The following is a 20,500-nucleotide window of genomic DNA, read 5'->3' as shown; positions in this document are numbered from 1 at the left end:
TTTGACCTTCATCGGATATCCGCTGCCGTCAATCCGCTCATGATGTTGAAGCGCCGTCAGCCACACGCCCTGGTTCATCGAAGTACTTCCCTCGAGTAATCGGAAGCCATACATCGTATGCTGCCTCATCTCTTGCACTTCTTCTGCCGTCAAGCGCGTAGGCTTGTTAAATATCGCTGGATCAACCTTCACGTTACCGATATCGTGCAGCAACCCCGCCATTGCGATCGGAAGCCAATCTTTCTCCGGAAACTTGTTCCATTTGCCCAATTGATAGGAGGTCATCGCGCAAAGAACGCTATTCCGAACCATGACATCGACTGTTCCTATCGATGCCGGCAATTGGAATGTCAATACGTTGTATTCGTCCATATGCTCAATGAGAGCGACCAAACCGTTGCGCAAGTCGAGCACCGGAAGCTTCTGCCCGGACGTAATCATGGACATAATACGTTTGAGCAGCTTCTCCATATTAAGAAACTCTTGTTGCAAGGAGGTCAGTCTAACGGCTTCAACGGCAGCAGCCATCTCATCAGCGGCGTTGTCCTGCTTCTGATCCTCTAATCCGTTACGGACAACATCAATGCTTGCGATCAGAAACGCCTGCAAGATTTCCGTATCTCTTTCCGACAGCGTCCGACCTTGCTGAAGCAGCACGCTTCCGAGAGCGGTCTGAACATCGCTGCCCAGTCGATCGCCAACCTGCACTTGTGTAATCGGAATAATCGGCATGCTGCATCCCCCCTTAGGCATTACGGGAAGACAACGATTAGTTGTCTTCCGCTTCCCCTTCGCCTTCCGTTTCCTCGGAATCGGAATCTTCGCTTCGAGGAGCCCGCGCAACCGTAGCCACGGAATCGTCATCGCGAATATTTATCAGTTTAACGCCTTGAGTAATCCGTCCCATAGTATTGATGCCCGACATGCTGGTACGGATCAACGTTCCGGAAGACGTCATGATCATTAAGTCTTCATCGTCATGAACAACCTTCAAGCCGACGATCGCTCCGTTCTTCTCCGTAACGTTCAAGGTTTTGATTCCTTTACCGCCGCGGGTCTGGATCCGGTACTCGGTCATTGGCGTCCGTTTACCGTAACCTTTGGCCGTTACGATCAGTACTTCTTGTTCAGGAGCTACGACGTCCATATCGATGACTTTGTCGTTGTCGTCCAATTGGATTCCTTTAACGCCCGTTGCGGAACGCCCCATTGCTCTAACGTCCTGCTCCGAGAAGCGGATAGACATCCCTTGGCTCGTACCCATGACGATTTCGCGCTCTCCGTCCGTCAGCTTTACGCCGATCAAGTCATCGTCTTCGCGCAACGAGATGGCGATCAAACCGACCTTACGAATGTTCGCGTAATCGTCGAGAGGCGTCTTCTTCACGATACCGTTGCGCGTCGCGAAGAAGAGGTACTGGTTAGGCTCGAACGATTCAACCGGGATGACGGCGTTAATCGTCTCTCCTTGTTCGATCTGGATCAAATTAATGATCGGCGTGCCTCGAGCGGTCCGGCTTAGATCCGGAATTTCGTAGGCTTTCATCCGGAATACGCGGCCTTTGTTCGTAAAGAACAAGAGGTAGTGGTGGGTGTTGGAGATGAACAGATTTTCGATGAAATCGTCGTCTTTCGTCCCCATTCCCATAATGCCTCTTCCCCCCCGCTTCTGGCTGCGGTAAGTGGATACGGGAAGACGCTTAATGTATCCGGTATGCGTCATCGTAACGACTACGTCATCGCGCGGTATAAGATCTTCATCCAAGATCTCGTCGTCGCTGACCGTGATTTCCGTACGACGATCGTCGCCATATTTCAGCTTAATCTCCTCGAGCTCCTCGTGAATGATCTCGTTCACTAGTTGTTCGTCCGCTAGAATGGCTTTATACTCGGCGATTTTGACTTGCAATTCGTTATATTCCTGCTCGATCTTCTCGCGTTCCAACCCTGTGAGGCGTTGCAGACGCATGTCGAGAATCGCCTGAGCTTGGTCGCCCGAGAGTCCGAAACGCGCTATCAAGCCTTCGCGGGCTTCTTCCGTCGTCCGGGAAGCGCGAATGAGCGCGATAACTTCATCCAGGTGATCCAGCGCGATTCGCAAACCTTCCAGGATATGAGCGCGAGCTTCGGCTTTCTTCAGATCGTACTCCGTGCGGCGTCTGATGACTTCGACCTGATGCTTGATATAGTGGTGAAGGACATCCTTAAGGTTAAGAACCTTAGGCTCGTTATTCACTAACGCAAGCATATTTACCCCGAAGCTTGTCTGCATCTGGGTTTGCTTATACAGATTATTCAGCACGACCGTCGGCGTCACGTCTCTTCTCAATTCGATGACGATACGCATTCCGTTACGGTCGGATTCATCGCGAAGATCCGTAATTCCGTCAATCTTCTTCTCGCGCACGAGCTCTGCGATTTTCTCGACGAGTCTCGCTTTATTGACCTGGTACGGAATTTCATGAACGAGAATACGCGCTTTGCCGTTGTTCTCCTCGATCGTAGCCCGCGCGCGCATTGTAACCGAACCGCGGCCCGTTGCATAAGCTTGACGTATGCCAACGCGACCAAGAATGAGGCCAGCCGTCGGGAAGTCGGGTCCCTTGACGTATTCCATCAGATCGTAAGGCGTTAATTCAGGATCGCGAAGCAACGCCTGCGTTCCTTCGATGACCTCCCGCAAATTGTGCGGAGGAATATTCGTCGCCATACCGACCGCGATCCCCGTATTGCCGTTAACGAGCAAATTGGGATATCTTGCGGGCAATACGACCGGTTCTACTTCCTCACCGTCGTAGTTAGGCCTGTAATCGATCGTTTCCTTGTTGATGTCGCGGAGCATCTCCATGGCGATCTTGGACAAACGTGCTTCCGTATAACGCATCGCCGCCGCGAAATCGCCATCGACGGAACCGAAGTTTCCGTGGCCGTCGACGAGCATGTACCGAAGCGAGAAGTCTTGCGCCATCCGAACCATAGCCTCGTAAATAGGGGAATCACCATGCGGGTGATACTTACCGATAACTTCGCCGACGATTCTCGCCGACTTCTTGTAAGGCTTGTCCGGAGACATTCCTAGTTCCGACATCGCATACAGAATACGTCTATGAACCGGCTTCAAGCCGTCTCGAACATCCGGCAAAGCCCGGCTGACGATAATGCTCATTGCGTAATCCATGAACGATTCCCGCATCTCGACCCCGATATCGCGGTCTCGGACTTGGGAGCGTTGTTCTTCCGACATGAAGATCCTCCTTAACCAATATACAAACGGATAATCTTGCGCTTGCAAATGCTACACCGCAAGGCAATTTCCGTCATAGATTAGAAAATATACAATAATTCCATTATACCATATTGCCGAAGGGAAAGGTTGGATGAAACCCGCATGTCCATTCAACGCGTCCGCAGCAAGAAAGCCAAGACAGACGCTCTTCTCGCCGATCCCGATCTTAGGAACGACGTTCCGGACACCAGAATCTTCGAGCGGGCGACCGTCGCTCAGATGCTGGAACAGTACGGGATGATTTACGTGAAGCCGGTGAACGGCACATTCGGCAACGGAGTCATCCGCGTCGAGAAGCAGACCGAAGCCGCTCAACCCTTCTTCTTCCAATCCGGCGAAACCAAGCATTCTTTCGTTTCCTTCGACGAGATGTACAACGAGCTTCAACTCGCGAAAAAAAACAAACCTTACCTAGCGCAGCAAGGCATTCATTTGCTGAAGCACTCCGGTCGAAGATTCGATCTACGGATTATGGTTCAGAAAAATCCCCGCTTGCAGTGGGAAACGACCGGAATGATCGGACGCGTGGCCCATCCCCGCAAAATCGTGACCAACTATCATGCCGGCGGCACGCCTATGCCGGTCGATCTTCTGCTGAAAAACTACTTGTCCGCGGAGGAATGGAAACGTTACGAAACCCGTCTGCGCAAACAGGGAGTAAACATCGCCCGCGCATTGGAGAAACGTTTCCCTCGCCTTAAGGAAATCGGAATAGATATCGCGATTGACCAAGACATGAAGCCTTGGATATTGGAGGTCAATACGCTGCCGGATCCTTATCTTTTCAAGAAACTACCGAACCGGGCCGTCTTTCGGACGATCTATTCCTATGCGGTCGCATATGGCCGATTCGGAGTCCGCAAACGCAAAGTGTAGTTCGCAGGGGGTATCTCCGCCTAGAGATACCCCCTGCATTAACCTATCTGCGACCTATACGTCGAGGTTCTTAACGAACTTAGCGTATTGTTGGATGAATTCCCGACGCGGCTCTACGTTGTCTCCCATCAGGGTATCGAACATGAGGTCGGCCTTCATCGCGTCTTCGATTCTGACTTGCAGCATCGTTCGGCTGTCCGGATCCATCGTCGTTTCCCACAGCTGGGTTCCGTTCATTTCTCCCAAGCCCTTGTAGCGTTGGATGTTCAGCTTCGCGCCTTCTCCGAATTCGGCGATAATTTCGTCCCGCTGCCTCTCGGTCATCGCGTAGCGTACCGTCTTGTTGCGTTCGATCTTGAAGAGCGGAGGCTGTGCGATATAGACGTATCCTTCTTCGATCAGCTTGCGCATGTAACGATAGAAGAACGTTAGAATCAGAGTCCGGATATGGGCGCCGTCGACGTCGGCATCGGTCATTATAATGATTTTGTGATATCTCGCTTTGGAAATGTCGAAATCCTCGCTGATCCCGGTTCCAAGAGCCGTTATCATGGCGCGAATTTCAAGGTTGGACAGAATCTTGTCCAAACGGGCTTTCTCGACGTTGAGGATCTTGCCTCTCAGAGGCAAGATGGCCTGGAAGTGGCGATCGCGCCCCAGCTTAGCCGATCCGCCCGCGGAATCCCCTTCCACGATATAAAGCTCGGAGATCGAAGCGTCTTTGGACGAGCAATCCGCCAACTTGCCCGGAAGCGAGCTAACCTCGAGCGCGCTCTTGCGGCGCGTGAGCTCGCGCGCCTTGCGAGCGGCTTCCCTGGCTCTTGCGGCCTGGAGGCCTTTCTCCATCACCTTCCGCGCGACAGCCGGGTTCTCGTCCAAGAATTGCAGCAGCTTCTCGCTGAACAACGATTCCACGATTCCGCGCACTTCGCTGTTTCCTAGCTTCGTCTTCGTTTGGCCTTCGAACTGAGGCTCGGGAATTTTGACGGATATAATCGCCGTTAAGCCTTCCCTCACGTCATCGCCGGACAGGTTGGACTCGCTTTCCTTCAAGAAGCCCGACTTGCGAGCGTAATCGTTGATGATACGCGTAAGAGCGCTCTTGAATCCGGATTCGTGGGTTCCGCCCTCGTGTGTATTAATATTGTTCGCGAAAGAGTATAAATTCTCGGAATAACCGTCGTTATACTGCATCGCGATCTCGCATTGGATATAATCCTTGGATCCTTCAACATAGATCGGTTGCTCGTGCAACGGCTCTCTCGTGCGGTTCAAATATTTGACGAACTCCACGATTCCCCCGTCGTAATGGAACGAATCGCTCATGCCCGTGCGCTCGTCCGTGAGGTTGATCTCGATTCCTTTGTTCAGGAATGCGAGCTCGCGGATCCGGCCGACCAACACGTCGTAATCGTAAACGGTCGTCTCCGTGAAAATTTCCGGATCGGGCTTAAATCTAACCACCGTGCCGGTCTCTTCCGTGTCGCCGATGATCTTAATGTCGTACTGCGGAACGCCCCGCCGATATTCCTGTTGATGAATGTGGCCATCGCGCTTGACGGTAACGACCACCTGCTCGGACAGAGCATTAACGACGGAGACGCCGACGCCGTGCAAACCGCCGGATACTTTATAGCCTTCTCCGCCGAACTTTCCGCCTGCGTGAAGCACGGTCAATACGACTTCAAGCGTCGATTTCTGCAGCTTCGTATTCATCCCGACCGGTATTCCCCGGCCATTATCGATTACGGTAATGCTGTTGTCTTCTTGTATGATAACGTCGATCCGATTGCAAAAGCCGGCCAACGCTTCGTCAATGCTATTGTCGACGACTTCCCAGACAAGATGGTGCAATCCTTTCCCGCTGGTAGAACCGATGTACATACCAGGACGTTTGCGAACCGCTTCCAAACCTTCCAGGACTTGAATCTGACTCTCGTCGTAAGTGTTTTGCTGATTAACGGACAAACCTTCCACCGCCTTCTTTACGTAGCCGTTACTGATTATCGTTTCAGGAAGTATACATGAATGATTCTCACCTATAAGTCCTTATATAAACGTATAGCCTTCCTGCGGAAGGCGATTGCCGTCTATACTTACCCTTCCAAATAGTGCGCCCGCTTCTTAAGAGTGGACGTCGATATCGGGGAGTAATAAACTTTATGCTCCGTTACGACTATCGATTTAGGATCCTCTTCCCCGATCATTTCCACTTCTTTGTTCTTCTGAGCATGTACGACGAATTGTCTCGATAGCTTGGAAGATTGCTCGATGGAAATATCAAAGATTGCTACAAGCTGCGAAGTTCGAATTATTTTTTCCCCGCCTAGATGAATATACACGGAGTTCCTCCCTACGTTAGCGCAGCAATTGGCCGTCTCGTACGTGAAAAATAGAAGCATCCCTCAAGCGACTCATGTTGACGCTTTCCAAACCTGTTGTCGTTATAAAAGTCTGAACCCTGCTCTGAAAAGTTTCGATGAGCTGAGTCTGACGGGTTTGATCCAGTTCGGAGAGTACATCGTCAAGGAGCAGCAACGGGTATTCCCCGATTTCTTCATGCATCAATTCCAATTCCGCCAGCTTTAACGACAGCGCTGCCGTGCGTTGCTGGCCTTGAGATCCGAACGATTGCACGTCTTTGCCGTTAATGGCGAAGCTCAAATCGTCGCGATGCGGTCCGGTCATCGTCATGCCCCGTCTGAATTCCTGTTCCTTGCCTTGAGTTAACTTTAACATAAATTGTCCGAATAAAGAAGATTGATCTTGGTTATCCATTCCAATAGAGGTTCCGAACGAGGGCTTATACTCGACTGTAAAATGTTCGGTACCGCCGGTAATTCCGGCATGTATTTTCTCCGCCCACTTTTGCAATTGTATAATAAAGTTTTTCCTTTTTTGCATCATTTTAACACCCGTCGTCGCCAATTGCTCATTCCATACGTCCAACATTTCCGGAGAAGCGCGATGGATGTCCGTCGACTTCAAGTAATTGTTCCGTTGCTGCAAAATTTTCTGATACTGCTGCATATCGTACAAATAACCGGGATGCACCTGGCCGATTTCCATATCCATGAATCGGCGGCGCACGCCCGGTGCTCCTTTGACGATATCCAGATCTTCCGGAGCGAACAGCACCACGTTTAGCGTCCCCACGAAACCGCTAAGTTTTCGTTGCTCCAAGCCGTTTACTTTGGCTTTTTTGCCTTGCGCCGATAGCTGCAGTTCCAGGCTGACATCGCCCAATTTCCGAGTCATCTGGGCTCTGATTATCGCCGCGGTTTGATTCCATCCAATCAATTCTTTATCCTTCGAAGTTCGATGGGACTTCGTTATGCTCAGCACATGAATCGCTTCCAGCAGATTGGTTTTCCCTTGAGCGTTAGGCCCGATGAAGATATTGACTCCGCCCTCAGTCGAAAGCTTTAACGACTCGTAGTTGCGATACCCTTGAAGCTCCAACGTGTTTAACTGCATGGGCTATTCCCTCTCCACCCGGCTTCGGAGCCGCCGGGCTTGGATTATCGGGCAGTGACCGTATAAGATCCGCACCCCTCGACTTCAACGAGATCTCCGACTCTAAGCTTGCGTCCTCTGCGATTGTCAGGTTCCCCGTTCACACGAACGCTTTTTTCCTGAAGGAAGTGCTTTACTTCTCCGCCCGTTCCTATGCAATCGGCAAGCTTAAGAAATTGACCCAAAGTAATGTACTCCGTAGATATTCCGATGTTTTTCATCTATAGCGCCTCAATTCGTCGTTCTATACGGAAGTATCAAATGCAAGCTGTTCTCGTGATCGTTCGGTTTAATGATGATGGGGCTCATTGCTCCGTTAAAGCCGATAAATAACTCTTCGCTGTCGATGACTTTCAGAACGTCGAGCATGTATTTGGAGTTAAAAGCGATTTTCAACGGTTCGCCGCGCATTTCCGTCACGTTCAATTGCTCCGTTACTTTCCCTAACTCGGAAGAACTCGATGAAATTTCGATTCCTCCGCTATCCGTCGTCACCAGGCGCACGATGTTCGTTTTTTCTTCCCTTGAGAGCAAGTAGGCACGATCGATCGAATCGCTTAGCAATTTCGTATTAAGGACAAGTTCTGTTTTGAAGCTTTGCGGAATAATCTTGGAAGTATCGGGATAGGTCCCGTCCAACATTCTCGAATAGAAGAGAACATTCCCCAGTTTAAACAACACTTGGTTCTCGGCAACGACAATATCGACCATAACATTTTGGTCGGGCACGATTTTCGCCAACTCGTTCAACGTTTTACCGGAAATGACAATATTAGAGAAGCGTACGTCGTACATCTCTACCGGAGCAGAGCGGCTGGCTAGGCGGTGTCTGTCGGTGGCTACGAATTTGTACACTCCGTCGTTCAAATTCCATAATACGCCGGTCAGAATCGGTGTCGATTCATTCGTCGTTACGGCGAATACCGTTTGTCTGATCATGTCTCTTAGCAGATCTCCCGGAATAGAGACGACTTGATCTTCTTGGACGGTAGGCAGTACCGGGAATTCCTCCGGATCGAGCCCTACCAATTGGATCTCCGTAGCTCCGGACGTAATCAGCGTTTGGAATCGTTCTCCAACCTCGATATGAACTTCCTCGTGAGGAAGCTTCTTAATGATTTCCACGAAAAATTTGGCCGTCAATACGACGCTGCCCGGACGAGTGACCGTTGCAATCGTCTTGTTAGGCGTTTCGAGCGGAATGAAGCTTTGTATGGAAATGTCGGTATCGCTCGCAGTTAGCGTAATTCCCGTAAAACCGGCATCTAATTTAATTCCGCTAAGAATAGGAATGGTCGTTCTTGACGCAACGGCTTTGGATACATGTTGAATGGCGTCGTTTAACTCGCCCCGTAAAATCGTCAACTTCATGGGTTCACCTCGTTAATTTTGTAACGACTCGAATGGAATAAAGGTTCTATTTTTCTCCGAATCGTCTCCGACATAAACCTATGCGCCATTTAAGTCGGCGATAGCCGTTTATGCATGTATTGTAGCATGTTTAAATCTTTAAGTCGTAGTAGGCACCGTGAATATGTGGATAACAGCGAAAAAACTCGAAAATAACGCCTATCCACATGTGGACGCTTTGTGCATAGGCGTTTGGTGTCGCATTACGTTAAATTTTTGATTTTTTCGGTCAGGCTGTTGATAATTTTGTACAAATCTTGATCGACTTTTAGCAGCTGCGATATTTTCTCGTGAGCATGGATGACTGTCGTATGATCGCGCCCGCCGAAAGCGTCACCGATCTTAGGAAGGGAATAATCCGTTAGCTCGCGAGACAAATACATTGCGATTTGCCTAGGAAATGCAACGGCTTTCGTCCGCTTGCGAGCTTTGAAATCCTCCAGCTTCAAACCGTAGTAATCGCCGACCCGCTGTTGAATATCTTGCATCGTGACGAGTCGGGTTCTTCCTGTCGGTAATATATCCTTCAACGCCTCAGCCGCCAGATGAGCGGAAATATCCTGATTCGTCAACGAGGAATAGGCAACGATGCGAATAAGCGCGCCTTCCAGCTCGCGAATGTTGGAATCGATCATGTTGGCGATATACATCATCGCTTCGTTCGGGATGTCCAAGTTTTCCGCTTTCGCTTTCTTGCGAAGAATGGCGATCCTCGTCTCTAAATCCGGCGGTTGGATGTCGGTGATTAGACCCCATTCGAACCGGGAACGCAGCCGCTCTTCGAGCGTCGGGATCTCCTTTGGCGGGCGGTCACTGGATATAACGATCTGTTTGTGTTCTTCGTGCAGAGCGTTGAAGGTATGGAAAAATTCCTCTTGGGTTCCCTCTTTACCGGCCAAAAACTGAATATCGTCGATGAGCAGAACGTCGATATTGCGATATTTGTTGCGGAAGCTCTCTCCTCGGTTATCGCGGATCGCGTTAATGAATTCATTGGTGAATTTCTCGGAGGAAAGATACAGAACCTTCATATGAGGATTATGTTCGAGAATATAATGCCCGATGGCATGCATGAGATGGGTTTTGCCCAATCCTACGCCGCCATACATGAAAAACGGGTTATACGATTTGGCCGGCAATTCCGCTACGGCAAGGGACGCGGCATGAGCAAATCGATTGGCTGAACCGATGACGAACGTGTCGAACGTATATTTCGGATTCAACATGTGCATCATAGGCTCTTCGTTGACAGGCTGGCGCGCAATCTCGATTTGCGGCGCAGGTTCGGCGGTTTCTGGCGGACGCACTTCTTCTATTGAAAATTTGACGTCGACGGTTCTGCCAATATAGTCGGATAGCGTTGAGGATACCAACTTGGTGTAGCGAGTTTCGAGCCATTCCACGGCAAAGGTCGTAGGGGCCGTGACCACGACAACGTTATCGTTTAAGAAGGAAGCCTTCGTTGCTTTGAACCAGGTATCGAAGCTTGGTTTGCTGAGCTTCGTTTGGATGACCGACAACACTTGTTGCCAGACCTCATTGTTGCGGTTGTCCACGACAATTTCTCTCCTTTAACCCATCATAAGGACAAAAAATAAGCGGAGAACGAAAGGCCGAAGTGTTGTCACGACCAGTTATCCACAGTTTCCCCTTTATTATTTTCAGGGATATCCACGTGTATGGGGGTTTGTTCACAAAGTTATTCACAGGGTGTTGATAAAACGAGGGTAAAAAGTAGGTATCCACCGAGAAAGTCTTGCCTAATCATAGCAGACAAACCCTATAAATTCAACGAATTTCACCGTGTTATCCACAATTTCAATAACTTGTGGATGAAAACTGTGCACAGTACTACATATTGTTGATAAGATGTGCGAGGCTTCGACAATGTTCAACCGGTTTCGTTAACAAGGTTAAATCTTATGCACATGTGAATAAGTTATATGTGTGAAAACGGCTTTTCATTGACTTTTGGGCCCGATCATGGTTTAATAAATGGACGTGAGTTTTTAAGTAAGGGGGTTGGAATCATGGGTCCTACATTTAAGCCGAATGTAAGTAAGCGTAAGAAGGTTCACGGTTTCCGTAGCCGCATGAGCTCGAAGAACGGTCGTAAAGTTCTCGCTGCTCGTCGTCAAAAGGGTCGCAAAGTATTGACTGCATAGTTTAATGAAAGACCACATCGCGTGGTCTTTTTTTCATTAAAGATAGGAAATGTCGAAAATGACTTCCTGGCTTTAACTTCGTGATCAAAAGCTGATTAGTTCCGGATTGGATGGAGCGGTGATAATGCATAGAAAGCTGCGCCTTCGGAAAAGAGAAGACTTCAACGTGGTTTACCGTTACGGGCGTTCGTTCGCGAATTCGCAATTCGTCGTTTATTGGCGCAGAAGGCCGCAACAGGGAACCTTCCGCATGGGGGTATCCGCCAGCAGTAAATTAGGCGGTGCCGTCGTACGGAATCGATTAAGGCGAATGGTGAAGGAAATCGTAAGATTAAATGCGCCTAAACTGATCGAGGACACGGATTTGATATTGATCGTTCGTAAGCCCGCGCTATCTCTTCCATATAAGGAGATGGAGGGGAGCATTCTGCACGTGCTGCGGAAGGCGGGGTTATTGAAGGGGTCGAACCCTAACTTAAAAGGTAAATCTTTATCGCATCCGCGGGGGAATCGTCCAAATAACCAAAATGGAAAACAAGGCAAATAAGCTATCGGCATGTGGACAAGCCGTAGCTTTTCTTTGCCTTCTTTAATATGGTATAGTGGACATGAATAGTTATTGCTGTGGACTGATTGCACTTGGCTTGAAAAATTAAGTTAACATTGCGGCATGCCGGGCGTTGAAGAGGGGAGTTTTTAGTTTTGTTGCGAAATCGCAAATGGTGGACCGTTATCGGCGCTTTGTCGCTGATGACATTGCTCGCAGGCTGTACGCCAGCAGCTACTGCAATACTGACGGAAGACATGGCAAATAGCGGTTCATGGTGGACTCGGAACGTCGTTTATTGGTTCTCTAAAATGTTGGATACGTTTGCGGACTGGTTCGGGGGACAGTATGGTTTAGCGATATTGATCCTGACCATTATTGTAAGGACAATTATCCTTCCGCTAATGATTAAGCAATATAAGAACACTAAAGCGATGCAAGCCTTGCAACCGGAAATGAAGAAAATTCGGGAGAAGTTCAAGGACGACCCGAAGAAGCAACAAGAAGAAATGATGAAGCTGTACCAAACGAATCAAGTTAATCCTCTGGCGGGTTGCTTGCCGCTTATCGTTCAGATGCCGATCTTCATCGCATTGTACAACTCGATTTACACCAATGCCCACATTCGCGGGAATGAGTCTTTGGGAATCGAAGAGAGCAGCTTCCTCTGGCTTCATCTGGGGGAGAAGGATCCTACTTATATACTGCCAATCATCGCTGCAATAACCACCTTCGTTCAATCGAAGATGATGTCTTCCCAGCAACAGATGGTCGGACCGATGAAAGGGCTCATGTATATTTTCCCGGTCATGATCTTCGTGATGGCGATTAATTTCCCGTCAGCTTTGCCTTTGTACTGGATTTTCAGCAACATCTATACGATTGTCCAAAACTATTTCATGTATCGCAAATCGCCTAAACAACCAGTTGAAGAAGCTCCTCAACCAAAACCAAAAAAGGGTAAAGGTAAGGAGGCACGGTCAAAATGAAAAAGCTCCTGGCATCGGGGAAAACGGTAGAAGATGCGGTTCGTAACGGTCTTGCCCAATTGGGCGTGCAAGAAGACCGGGTGAACATTAAAGTATTGGAACAAGCCAATAAAGGGTTGTTCGGGCTCATTGGAGCCAGAGAGGCGAAAGTGGAGTTGGAATTGTTGCCCGATGGCGTAGAAGAGGCGATGAAGTTTCTTCGGGAAGTATCGGGAGCAATGGAACTTACCGTTTCTGTTGAGCGGGTGGATGAGAATGATGCAGTGCGGATTAACATTACGGGTTCCGACTTGGGCATTCTAATCGGTCGACGTGGACAGACTTTGGATTCTCTTCAATATTTGGTGAACATCGTGGCGAATCGCCACTCCGACCGACATCTTCGTATCGTTCTCGATGCCGAGCAATTTCGCGAACGCCGTCGCCAGACTTTAGAAGCTTTATCGGAACGAATGGCCATGAGGGTTATTCGAACGCGCAAGGAAATCGTGCTTGAACCGATGACCTCTTCGGAAAGAAAGATCATTCACGCCAGACTGCAATCGAATCCGAGCGTGAGAACTTTCAGCCAAGGGGACGAACCGAATCGGAGAATCGTAATCGCTTTGAAGTAAAATAGGGTGACCGCGCAATGGCTTCCGCAACGTTGGGGGTCATTGCGTTTTTGTATAATGTCCGTTAGAGGTGAATAGATGAACGAAGATACGATTGCCGCGATTGCGACCGCGTTAGGGGAGGGCAGCATTGCCGTCGTCCGGGTAAGCGGACAGAATGCGGTCGATACGGTGGCTAAAATATTCAAATCCAAGCTTGATTTGCGCGAGGTTCCAACCCATACCGTTCAATATGGTTGGATAGTGGATCCTAAGCAGGATGCCGTATTAGATGAAGTGTTAGTAACGGTTATGAAAGGTCCGCGTTCTTTTACGGCTGAAGACGTTGTAGAGATCAGCACGCACGGGGGAATCGTCGCCGTTAAATCGGTTTTGGAGTTGGTGCTGCGTAATGGAGCCAGATTGGCTGAACCGGGGGAATTTACGAAACGCGCGTTCCTGAACGGGAGAATCGATCTTGCTCAAGCGGAGGCCGTTATCGATTTGATTCGGTCGAAATCCGATCGAGCCTTCCAAGTAGCCAGAAAACAAGCTGAAGGAGCTTTGTCCAAGAAGATCGTCCCGATGCGCCAACAGCTAATTGAATTGCTTGCGCACGTCGAAGTCAATATCGACTATCCAGAGCATGATGTGGAGAGCGTGACGGCCGATTTTATCCGTGAAAATTGCAGCTCCGTACTCACGCAAGTTAACCAGTTGTTAATTCAGTCGAACGAAGGCAAAATATTAAGAGAAGGAATCGTTACTGTAATCGTTGGGCGACCTAACGCAGGGAAATCTTCATTGTTAAATGCGTTAGCACGCGATAACAAAGCGATTGTTACTGACATCCCGGGCACGACTCGTGATATTGTAGAGGAGTCGGTATCTTTATCCGGAATTCCGTTAAGGCTTCTAGATACGGCAGGCATTCGCGAAACGAGCGACAAAGTCGAACAGATCGGGGTTGAACGTTCCCGCGGCGCGCTAAGCGATGCGGATCTAACCTTGCTTGTATTGAATCATCATGAAGAGCTGCATGAGGACGAAAGAAAGCTGCTTGAGCAGTTGAAGGATCGTTCGACGATCGTGGTGGTCAATAAGATCGATTTGCCGGGGCAACTGAATATCGAAGAGGTTGAACGCGACTATTCTAAGGAACGGATTGTGTATTTGTCAGCCAAGGAAGGCCAAGGAATCGAGGATTTGGAAAAAGCCGTCTCCGGTTTGTTCTTTAGCGGAGCCGTTGAATCCGGAGATATCACATACGTGAGTAATGCCCGACACATCGCGTTGTTGCATCAGACGAAGCAATCCCTAGAGGACGCTATTCAAGCAACGCACGAGGGAGTGCCGATTGATCTTATTCAGATCGATCTTGCCGCCTCTTGGGAAGCTTTAGGTCAAATTCTTGGCGATGCCGCGGGCGATTCGTTGCTTGATCAGATTTTCTCACAGTTCTGTCTAGGTAAATAATTGATAATTAATATAAGGAGGGAAAGCGTTATGACCTATCGTGCAGGTGATTTCGACGTCATCGTCATCGGTGCCGGACACGCGGGCTGCGAAGCGGCATTAGCCGCGGCCCGCATGGGCTGTGAAACGCTGTTGTTGACGATCAATCTGGATATGGTTGCTTTTATGCCCTGTAATCCGTCCGTAGGAGGTCCGGCCAAAGGACACGTCGTTCGCGAGATCGACGCTCTAGGCGGGGAAATGGGACGCAATATCGATAAAACGTTTATTCAAATGCGCATGCTTAATACGGGTAAAGGCCCGGCCGTTCATGCCTTGAGAGCTCAAGCGGATAAATTTCTCTATCAGCATACGATGAAGCAAACGATCGAATTGCAGGAAAGATTGACGTTACGTCAAGGTTTGGTTGAGGATCTAATCATAGAAGACGGAGCATGCGTGGGCGTCGTGACCAAAACGGGAGCGGAATACGGCGCGAAGTCGGTTGTTATAACGACGGGTACCTATTTGCGCGGAAAAGTCATTCTTGGCGAATTGATGTATGAGAGCGGACCGAACAATCAACAGCCGGCGGTTAAGCTGTCGGAATCGTTAAAACGTTGCGGTTTTCAATTGGCGCGATTTAAGACGGGAACTCCACCGCGGGTGCACGAGGATTCCATTGATTTTAGCAAAACGGAAATTCAGCCGGGCGACAGTAAACCGAAGTATTTTTCTTACGAAACGGAATATATGGCGCACGCGGATGACCAGATCCCTTGTTGGTTGACGTATACTTCCGAGGAAACGCATCAGATCATTAACGATAACTTGTATCGCGCTCCGATGTTCTCCGGCTTGATTGAAGGAACGGGTCCAAGATATTGTCCTTCGATCGAAGACAAAATCGTGCGATTCGCGGACAAACCGAAGCATCAAATATTTTTGGAACCGGAAGGCAGAAACACGAAGGAATATTATGTGCAGGGGCTTTCCACGAGTATGCCGGAAGAGGTCCAGGTCGATATTCTAAGATCGATTCCCGGCTTGGAGAAAGTCGAGATGATGCGTCCGGGTTATGCCATCGAATATGATGCGGTTGTTCCTACCCAACTATGGCCTTCCCTCGAAACCAAATTAGTTAATAATTTATTCACTGCGGGCCAGATCAACGGAACGTCGGGTTACGAGGAAGCGGCAGGACAGGGCATTATAGCCGGCATTAACGCTGCGCGTAAAGTACAGGGTGCCGAACCGGTCATTATCGATCGCTCTAAAGGCTACATCGGAGTTATGATCGATGATCTTGTGACGAAAGGGACTAACGAGCCTTACCGTTTGCTCACTTCCCGTGCGGAATATCGTTTGTTGCTCCGCCACGATAATGCGGACTTGCGATTAACGCCAACCGGTTATGAGATCGGTTTGATTACGAAAGAGCGTTACGCGAAATTTATTGAAAAGAAAGATCACGTAGAAGCGGAAATTGCCCGACTTAAAGAAACCAAGTTCCGTCCGGATGAAGCCGTTCAAGCGATGCTTGCAGAGGCAGGATCGGCTCCGCTTAACAACACGGTGGATGGTTTAACTTTGCTTCGCCGTCCCGAGATCACTTACGCGCATCTTGAAAGTTTGCACCCTTCGGCGGTCGAACTATCCGAAGACGTGAAGGAACAGGTCGAAATTCAGGTGAAGTACACAGGGTATATCGAGAAGCAACAACTCCAAGTCGATCGAATGGAGAAAATGGAGAAAAAGCGCATTCCCGATAATATCGATTACGACATCATTCATGGTTTGGCGATGGAAGCAAAGCAGAAGCTCGGTAAAATTCGACCTTTGTCCATCGGTCAGGCTTCTAGAATAGCCGGGGTGACTCCAGCGGACTTGTCGATCCTGCTCGTCCACCTGGAGCATTATAATCGGGTAACCGCGGCGGCGCACGGATCATGACGGATGTTATTCAGCAACATTTTAAAGAGCAAGCACAAAATTTAGGCATTACGTTGACGGATCATCAAATGTCTCAGTTCGAAACTTATTATTCCTTGCTGGTAGAGTGGAATGAGAAGATGAATCTGACAGGGATAACGGAGAGGGATGCGGTTTACGAGAAGCATTTCTATGATTCGTTGACGGTTGCCGGAGTGGTGCAGTTCGACAAAACCACTTCATTGGCGGATATCGGTTCGGGCGCAGGATTTCCTTCCGTTCCCCTTGCGATTGCCTTCCCTCATTTGCAAGTTACGATCATCGATGCACTGGCGAAGAGAATCAAGTTTTTGGAGGAAGTCACCTCTCAACTAGGGTTATCTAAAGTGTTATGCTTGCACAGCCGTGCGGAAGACGCAGCAAGGAAGAGGGAACACAGAGATCATTACGATGTAGTAACGGCAAGAGCCGTAGCTCGATTAGCGGTGCTTAACGAATTTTGTTTACCGTTTACCCGTCCGGGCGGATTGTTCGTCGCCATGAAGGGGACGGACGTTTCAACCGAATTAGATGAGGGGCGGTATAGCCTCGCTAAGTTAAACGGCAAAATTCAAGACGTAAAACGATTGAAGCTACCTACAGAGGGCGCAGATAGACATCTTGTCATTTGCGCGAAGAAAGAACCAACACCGGCGGCTTATCCTCGCAAAGCAGGTATTCCGCTCAAAACTCCGCTAGTCAAACCATCATTATCATTAGGATCGAAATAAATACAATTCGTTCACTTAAATGTTCCACGTGAAACATCTCACCTCAAAAATGAGAAATGTTTCACGTGGAACATTTTTACGTTTACGAGAGCTCTTCAAACATGATATTCTTATACAAGATAGTTTGACGCTCGGAGTTTCTCTGCCGTTGATAGTATTGCGTTTTCTCCATGTGAAAGTTTTATGAAAAGCAGGAGAATGGGGTATGGATAGCGAATATATAGATTAACAGATTAGCGTGTCGCTTATGTGCCTCACGGCGCTCATTGGCGGCGCTTTTTCGTCGCTATGGACACAAATTTCCGCCCTATCTTACTTAATGTGGTGATCCGAGAGAAATGAAAGAGCAATTCTCAAGACTGCTCGGTTTATCGGACCGTAGCAATCAGGAAGAAGTCAAACAAATATCCGTCCACGAAATCGTTCCGAGCCCTTATCAGCCAAGATCGATTTTTGACGACGATCGCATTGACGAACTATGCCAAACGATCAAAACGCACGGGATTATTCAGCCTATCGTGGTAAGAATCCGCAACGGCAAGTTCGAAATTATTGCCGGAGAACGCCGTTGGCGCGCGGTTTCAAAACTGGGAATGGACCACATTCCTGCCATTGTTAGAGAAATCAATGACTCTCAGGCTGCTTCCGTTGCCTTGATTGAGAATCTGCAACGTGAAGGCTTGACGGCATTAGAGGAAGCGATGGCTTATCAAAAGTTGATTGATTTACATCAATTAACTCAGGAGAGTCTTGCTCAGAGGTTGGGGAAAAGCCAATCCACGATTGCTAACAAGATTCGTTTGCTGCAGCTGGGAGAAACGGTAAAGCTTGCTCTGCTTGAGAGAAAAATTACCGAACGGCATGGCAGGGCGTTGTTGTCATTGCCGGATGAAGAGGCTCAAAATAAAGTGCTTGCGGAGATTATCGAAAAGGATCTGAATGTTAAACAAACTGAGATCCGGATCGCGTTCTACTTAGAAGTTGCAAAACCTAAGAAAAAGCGTATTTCCTTTACTAAAGATGTTCGTTTAGCGCTCAATACGATTCGTCAATCGGTTGATATGGTTAACGGCTCCGGAATACCTATCAAGGCAAGCGAAAAAGATTGCGATGATCATTACGAAATAATAATTCGAATTCCTAAACGCTAGTATAGTGCGGGTACCCATGATCGATAGAGAGACGCTGCCATTGAGCGGATGTATGGTAGGCGTTGGACATGGGGCCGCTTTTTGTTTCTCGAGTAAAAAAGCAAACGTTACCGCGAGCAGTTAAGCGTACTTATGGTTGGTAGTGCCGGTTTACATGTGTAATTCATATTGAGGTGAATAAGGTTGTCTAAAATTATTGCGATTGCCAATCAAAAGGGTGGAGTAGGTAAAACCACGACTTCGGTTAATCTTGGCGCTTGTCTGGCTTCCCTAGGCAAGAGAGTGTTAATCGTCGATATCGATCCCCAAGGCAATACGACAAGCGGAATCGGAATTAATAAGGCAGACGTTAATTATTGCATCTATGATGTGCTTATTAACGAAGTACATCCCAAGCAGGCTGTTGCCGATACGGATATCCCTAATCTTAAGATCATTCCGGCAACGATTCAATTGGCAGGCGCCGAAATTGAATTGGTCCCAACGATGTCTCGCGAGATTCGTCTTAAGAAGGCGTTGGCTCTAGTTAAGAGCGATTATGATTATATACTGATCGATTGTCCTCCTTCATTAGGGATACTGACGATCAACTCCTTAACGGCAGCGGACTCGGTTCTGATTCCGATTCAATGCGAGTACTACGCGTTGGAGGGTTTGAGTCAGTTGCTTAACTCTATTAGACTGGTTCAGAAACATTTGAACACATCGCTTCAGATCGAAGGCGTGCTGCTAACGATGTTCGATGCTCGAACCAATCTGGGTATCCAAGTCATTGAAGAGGTTAAGAAGTATTTCCAACAGAAGGTGTACCAAACCGTTATTCCGCGTAATGTGCGGTTAAGCGAAGCTCCGTCTCATGGACAATCGATTATTACTTATGATCCGAAGTCCAAAGGTGCAGAAGTGTATCTCGAGTTGGCGAAGGAAGTGATCTCGTATGAGCAAGCGGCTAGGTAAAGGATTAGATGCTTTAATTACCTCTCTATCGATTAAAGAGGATGATAAAGTCGTAGAAATTCCGTTGTCGCAACTAAGGCCGAATCCTTATCAACCTCGAAAAACGTTCGAAGAAGAAGCAATTAAAGAGTTGGCGGAGTCGATTCGCGAACATGGGGTTATTCAGCCGATCGTCGTTCGTCAGGCGTTAAAAGGATTCGAGATTATCGCTGGAGAAAGAAGGTTCAGAGCGTCTCAACTTCTAGGAAACGCTACGATCCCGGCAGTAGTAAGGACTTATAACGATCAACAAGTGATGGAAATCGCATTGATCGAGAACGTGCAACGGGAAGATCTCAACTCGCTTGAAGTCGCGATAGCTTACCAAGCGATTATGAATCAGTTCAAACTAACTCAAGAAGAGTTAAGTCTAAAAGTCGGAAAATCTCGTTCGCATATTGCGAACTTCCTGCGGTTGCTTTCGCTGCCGGATGAGATAAAAGATTATGTTTCACGTGGAACATTGTCCATGGGACATGCGCGTGCGTTGGCGGGAATAAAAGATGAATCGTTAAAACGTCAACTGGCGAAGCAGTCGGTTGCAGGCGAGTGGAGCGTCCGTGAACTAGAGGAAGCAGTTCAACAGACCGAAACGAAGGTCGCCGTTAAAACGAAACCAAAAGCTAAAAAGCGCGACCCGTTCATTGAGGAAATCGAAGAAACCCTTCGCGAGAAATTCCAAACGACAGTGCGGATTAAATCCAACAAAGACAAAGGTCGAATCGAATTGTCGTACTTCGGCAAAAACGATTTAGAACGGTTGTTGGAGCTTCTTAAAGCGATGGCATAATAAAGATATTTCGATAGCATACCT

The 20,500-nt window shown here is 48.4% G+C and carries 19 protein-coding genes (1 of these 19 cut by a window edge); 11 read left to right on the top strand and 8 right to left on the bottom strand.

Annotated features, from left to right (window positions below; all coding sequences use genetic code 11):
- A protein-coding gene (locus tag FPL14_RS14150; protein WP_182303600.1) for an HD-GYP domain-containing protein crosses the window boundary here: on the bottom strand, positions 1–732 show its 5' portion. Its footprint begins 348 nt before the window's first position; the window shows 732 of its 1,080 coding nt (coding positions 1–732); the start codon lies at positions 730–732; the stop codon falls past the left edge of the window.
- A gap of 37 nt (positions 733–769) precedes the next feature.
- Positions 770–3,244 carry a DNA gyrase subunit A gene (gene gyrA, locus FPL14_RS14145; protein WP_182303599.1) on the bottom strand — a complete coding sequence of 825 codons (2,475 nt, stop codon included), beginning with the start codon at positions 3,242–3,244 and terminating at the stop codon, positions 770–772.
- Positions 3,245–3,388: 144 nt separating this feature from the next.
- Here gyrA and FPL14_RS14140 point away from each other — a divergent pair, with 144 nt between their 5' ends.
- Positions 3,389–4,162: a YheC/YheD family protein gene (locus FPL14_RS14140; protein ID WP_182303598.1), complete on the top strand. Its 774-nt coding sequence runs from the start codon at positions 3,389–3,391 to the stop codon at positions 4,160–4,162.
- Positions 4,163–4,216: 54 nt separating this feature from the next.
- Here the strand turns inward: FPL14_RS14140 and gyrB are convergent, their stop codons facing one another.
- From gyrB to dnaA, 6 genes are all read right to left on the bottom strand, one after another.
- Positions 4,217–6,130: a DNA topoisomerase (ATP-hydrolyzing) subunit B gene (gene gyrB, locus FPL14_RS14135; RefSeq protein WP_182303597.1), complete on the bottom strand. Its 1,914-nt coding sequence runs from the start codon at positions 6,128–6,130 to the stop codon at positions 4,217–4,219.
- Between the two features lie 128 nt (positions 6,131–6,258).
- A complete protein-coding gene (remB, locus tag FPL14_RS14130) occupies positions 6,259–6,504 on the bottom strand; it encodes an extracellular matrix regulator RemB (protein ID WP_182303596.1) in 246 nt (81 codons plus the stop codon).
- A 16-nt stretch (positions 6,505–6,520) separates the two neighbouring features.
- Positions 6,521–7,639 carry a DNA replication/repair protein RecF gene (gene recF / locus FPL14_RS14125; protein ID WP_182303595.1) on the bottom strand — a complete coding sequence of 373 codons (1,119 nt, stop codon included), beginning with the start codon at positions 7,637–7,639 and terminating at the stop codon, positions 6,521–6,523.
- Between the two features lie 44 nt (positions 7,640–7,683).
- Complete coding sequence (gene yaaA, locus FPL14_RS14120; protein ID WP_182303594.1) at positions 7,684–7,899, bottom strand: S4 domain-containing protein YaaA; 216 nt, start codon at positions 7,897–7,899, stop codon at positions 7,684–7,686.
- A gap of 10 nt (positions 7,900–7,909) precedes the next feature.
- Entirely contained in the window at positions 7,910–9,049 is a 1,140-nt protein-coding gene (dnaN, locus tag FPL14_RS14115; RefSeq protein ID WP_182303593.1) for a DNA polymerase III subunit beta, read from the bottom strand.
- 242 nt (positions 9,050–9,291) lie between these two features.
- Positions 9,292–10,644 (bottom strand): chromosomal replication initiator protein DnaA, encoded by a 1,353-nt coding sequence (gene dnaA, locus FPL14_RS14110; RefSeq protein WP_182303592.1) that lies wholly within the window; start codon positions 10,642–10,644, stop codon positions 9,292–9,294.
- 474 nt (positions 10,645–11,118) lie between these two features.
- On the opposite strand from dnaA, the gene rpmH reads away from it, so the two are divergent.
- The 10 genes from rpmH to FPL14_RS14060 all read left to right on the top strand — a co-directional run bounded on the left by rpmH (position 11,119) and on the right by FPL14_RS14060 (position 20,476).
- The gene (gene rpmH / locus FPL14_RS14105) at positions 11,119–11,253 is read left to right on the top strand and encodes a 50S ribosomal protein L34 (protein WP_120978004.1); all 135 of its coding nucleotides are present in this window, start codon (positions 11,119–11,121) and stop codon (positions 11,251–11,253) included.
- Between the two features lie 124 nt (positions 11,254–11,377).
- Complete coding sequence (rnpA, locus tag FPL14_RS14100) at positions 11,378–11,800, top strand: ribonuclease P protein component (protein WP_182303591.1); 423 nt, start codon at positions 11,378–11,380, stop codon at positions 11,798–11,800.
- Between the two features lie 203 nt (positions 11,801–12,003).
- Complete coding sequence (locus FPL14_RS14095; protein ID WP_182303989.1) at positions 12,004–12,789, top strand: YidC/Oxa1 family membrane protein insertase; 786 nt, start codon at positions 12,004–12,006, stop codon at positions 12,787–12,789.
- Complete coding sequence (gene jag / locus FPL14_RS14090) at positions 12,786–13,403, top strand: RNA-binding cell elongation regulator Jag/EloR (protein WP_182303590.1); 618 nt, start codon at positions 12,786–12,788, stop codon at positions 13,401–13,403. The genes FPL14_RS14095 and jag overlap by 4 nt, the downstream gene beginning before the upstream one ends.
- 78 nt (positions 13,404–13,481) lie before the next feature.
- Entirely contained in the window at positions 13,482–14,858 is a 1,377-nt protein-coding gene (gene mnmE, locus FPL14_RS14085; RefSeq protein ID WP_182303589.1) for a tRNA uridine-5-carboxymethylaminomethyl(34) synthesis GTPase MnmE, read from the top strand.
- A gap of 30 nt (positions 14,859–14,888) precedes the next feature.
- On the top strand, positions 14,889–16,790 hold the full coding sequence (gene mnmG / locus FPL14_RS14080; protein ID WP_182303588.1) for a tRNA uridine-5-carboxymethylaminomethyl(34) synthesis enzyme MnmG: 1,902 nt from the start codon (positions 14,889–14,891) through the stop codon (positions 16,788–16,790).
- The gene (rsmG, locus tag FPL14_RS14075; protein ID WP_182303587.1) at positions 16,787–17,539 is read left to right on the top strand and encodes a 16S rRNA (guanine(527)-N(7))-methyltransferase RsmG; all 753 of its coding nucleotides are present in this window, start codon (positions 16,787–16,789) and stop codon (positions 17,537–17,539) included. Before mnmG ends, rsmG begins: the two co-directional genes overlap by 4 nt.
- A 338-nt stretch (positions 17,540–17,877) precedes the next feature.
- Positions 17,878–18,690, top strand: a complete 813-nt coding sequence (gene noc, locus FPL14_RS14070; protein ID WP_182303586.1) for a nucleoid occlusion protein — start codon at positions 17,878–17,880, stop codon at positions 18,688–18,690.
- Positions 18,691–18,873: 183 nt separating this feature from the next.
- Positions 18,874–19,647 (top strand): ParA family protein, encoded by a 774-nt coding sequence (locus tag FPL14_RS14065; protein WP_182303585.1) that lies wholly within the window; start codon positions 18,874–18,876, stop codon positions 19,645–19,647.
- The gene (locus tag FPL14_RS14060; RefSeq protein WP_182303584.1) at positions 19,628–20,476 is read left to right on the top strand and encodes a ParB/RepB/Spo0J family partition protein; all 849 of its coding nucleotides are present in this window, start codon (positions 19,628–19,630) and stop codon (positions 20,474–20,476) included. The genes FPL14_RS14065 and FPL14_RS14060 overlap by 20 nt, the downstream gene beginning before the upstream one ends.
- Positions 20,477–20,500: the final 24 nt, after the last annotated feature.

This window comes from Cohnella cholangitidis (assembly GCF_014107495.1).
Taxonomy (GTDB): domain Bacteria; phylum Bacillota; class Bacilli; order Paenibacillales; family Paenibacillaceae; genus Cohnella; species Cohnella cholangitidis.
This window is presented reverse-complemented; position numbering and strand designations above follow the sequence as displayed.

Excerpts from the sequence above, each read along its gene's own strand:
- FPL14_RS14095 (WP_182303989.1), top strand. The coding sequence starts at position 12,004 with ATGACATTGCTCGCAGGCTGTACGCCAGCAGCTACTGCAATACTGACG.
- rsmG (WP_182303587.1), top strand. The coding sequence starts at position 16,787 with ATGACGGATGTTATTCAGCAACATTTTAAAGAGCAAGCACAAAATTTA.
- dnaN (WP_182303593.1), bottom strand. The coding sequence starts at position 9,049 with ATGAAGTTGACGATTTTACGGGGCGAGTTAAACGACGCCATTCAACAT.
- FPL14_RS14140 (WP_182303598.1), top strand. The coding sequence starts at position 3,389 with ATGTCCATTCAACGCGTCCGCAGCAAGAAAGCCAAGACAGACGCTCTT.
- gyrA (WP_182303599.1), bottom strand. The coding sequence starts at position 3,244 with ATGTCGGAAGAACAACGCTCCCAAGTCCGAGACCGCGATATCGGGGTC.
- jag (WP_182303590.1), top strand. The coding sequence starts at position 12,786 with ATGAAAAAGCTCCTGGCATCGGGGAAAACGGTAGAAGATGCGGTTCGT.
- yaaA (WP_182303594.1), bottom strand. The coding sequence starts at position 7,899 with ATGAAAAACATCGGAATATCTACGGAGTACATTACTTTGGGTCAATTT.
- mnmG (WP_182303588.1), top strand. The coding sequence starts at position 14,889 with ATGACCTATCGTGCAGGTGATTTCGACGTCATCGTCATCGGTGCCGGA.
- rpmH (WP_120978004.1), top strand. The coding sequence starts at position 11,119 with ATGGGTCCTACATTTAAGCCGAATGTAAGTAAGCGTAAGAAGGTTCAC.
- recF (WP_182303595.1), bottom strand. The coding sequence starts at position 7,639 with ATGCAGTTAAACACGTTGGAGCTTCAAGGGTATCGCAACTACGAGTCG.
- rnpA (WP_182303591.1), top strand. The coding sequence starts at position 11,378 with ATGCATAGAAAGCTGCGCCTTCGGAAAAGAGAAGACTTCAACGTGGTT.
- FPL14_RS14060 (WP_182303584.1), top strand. The coding sequence starts at position 19,628 with ATGAGCAAGCGGCTAGGTAAAGGATTAGATGCTTTAATTACCTCTCTA.
- mnmE (WP_182303589.1), top strand. The coding sequence starts at position 13,482 with ATGAACGAAGATACGATTGCCGCGATTGCGACCGCGTTAGGGGAGGGC.
- noc (WP_182303586.1), top strand. The coding sequence starts at position 17,878 with ATGAAAGAGCAATTCTCAAGACTGCTCGGTTTATCGGACCGTAGCAAT.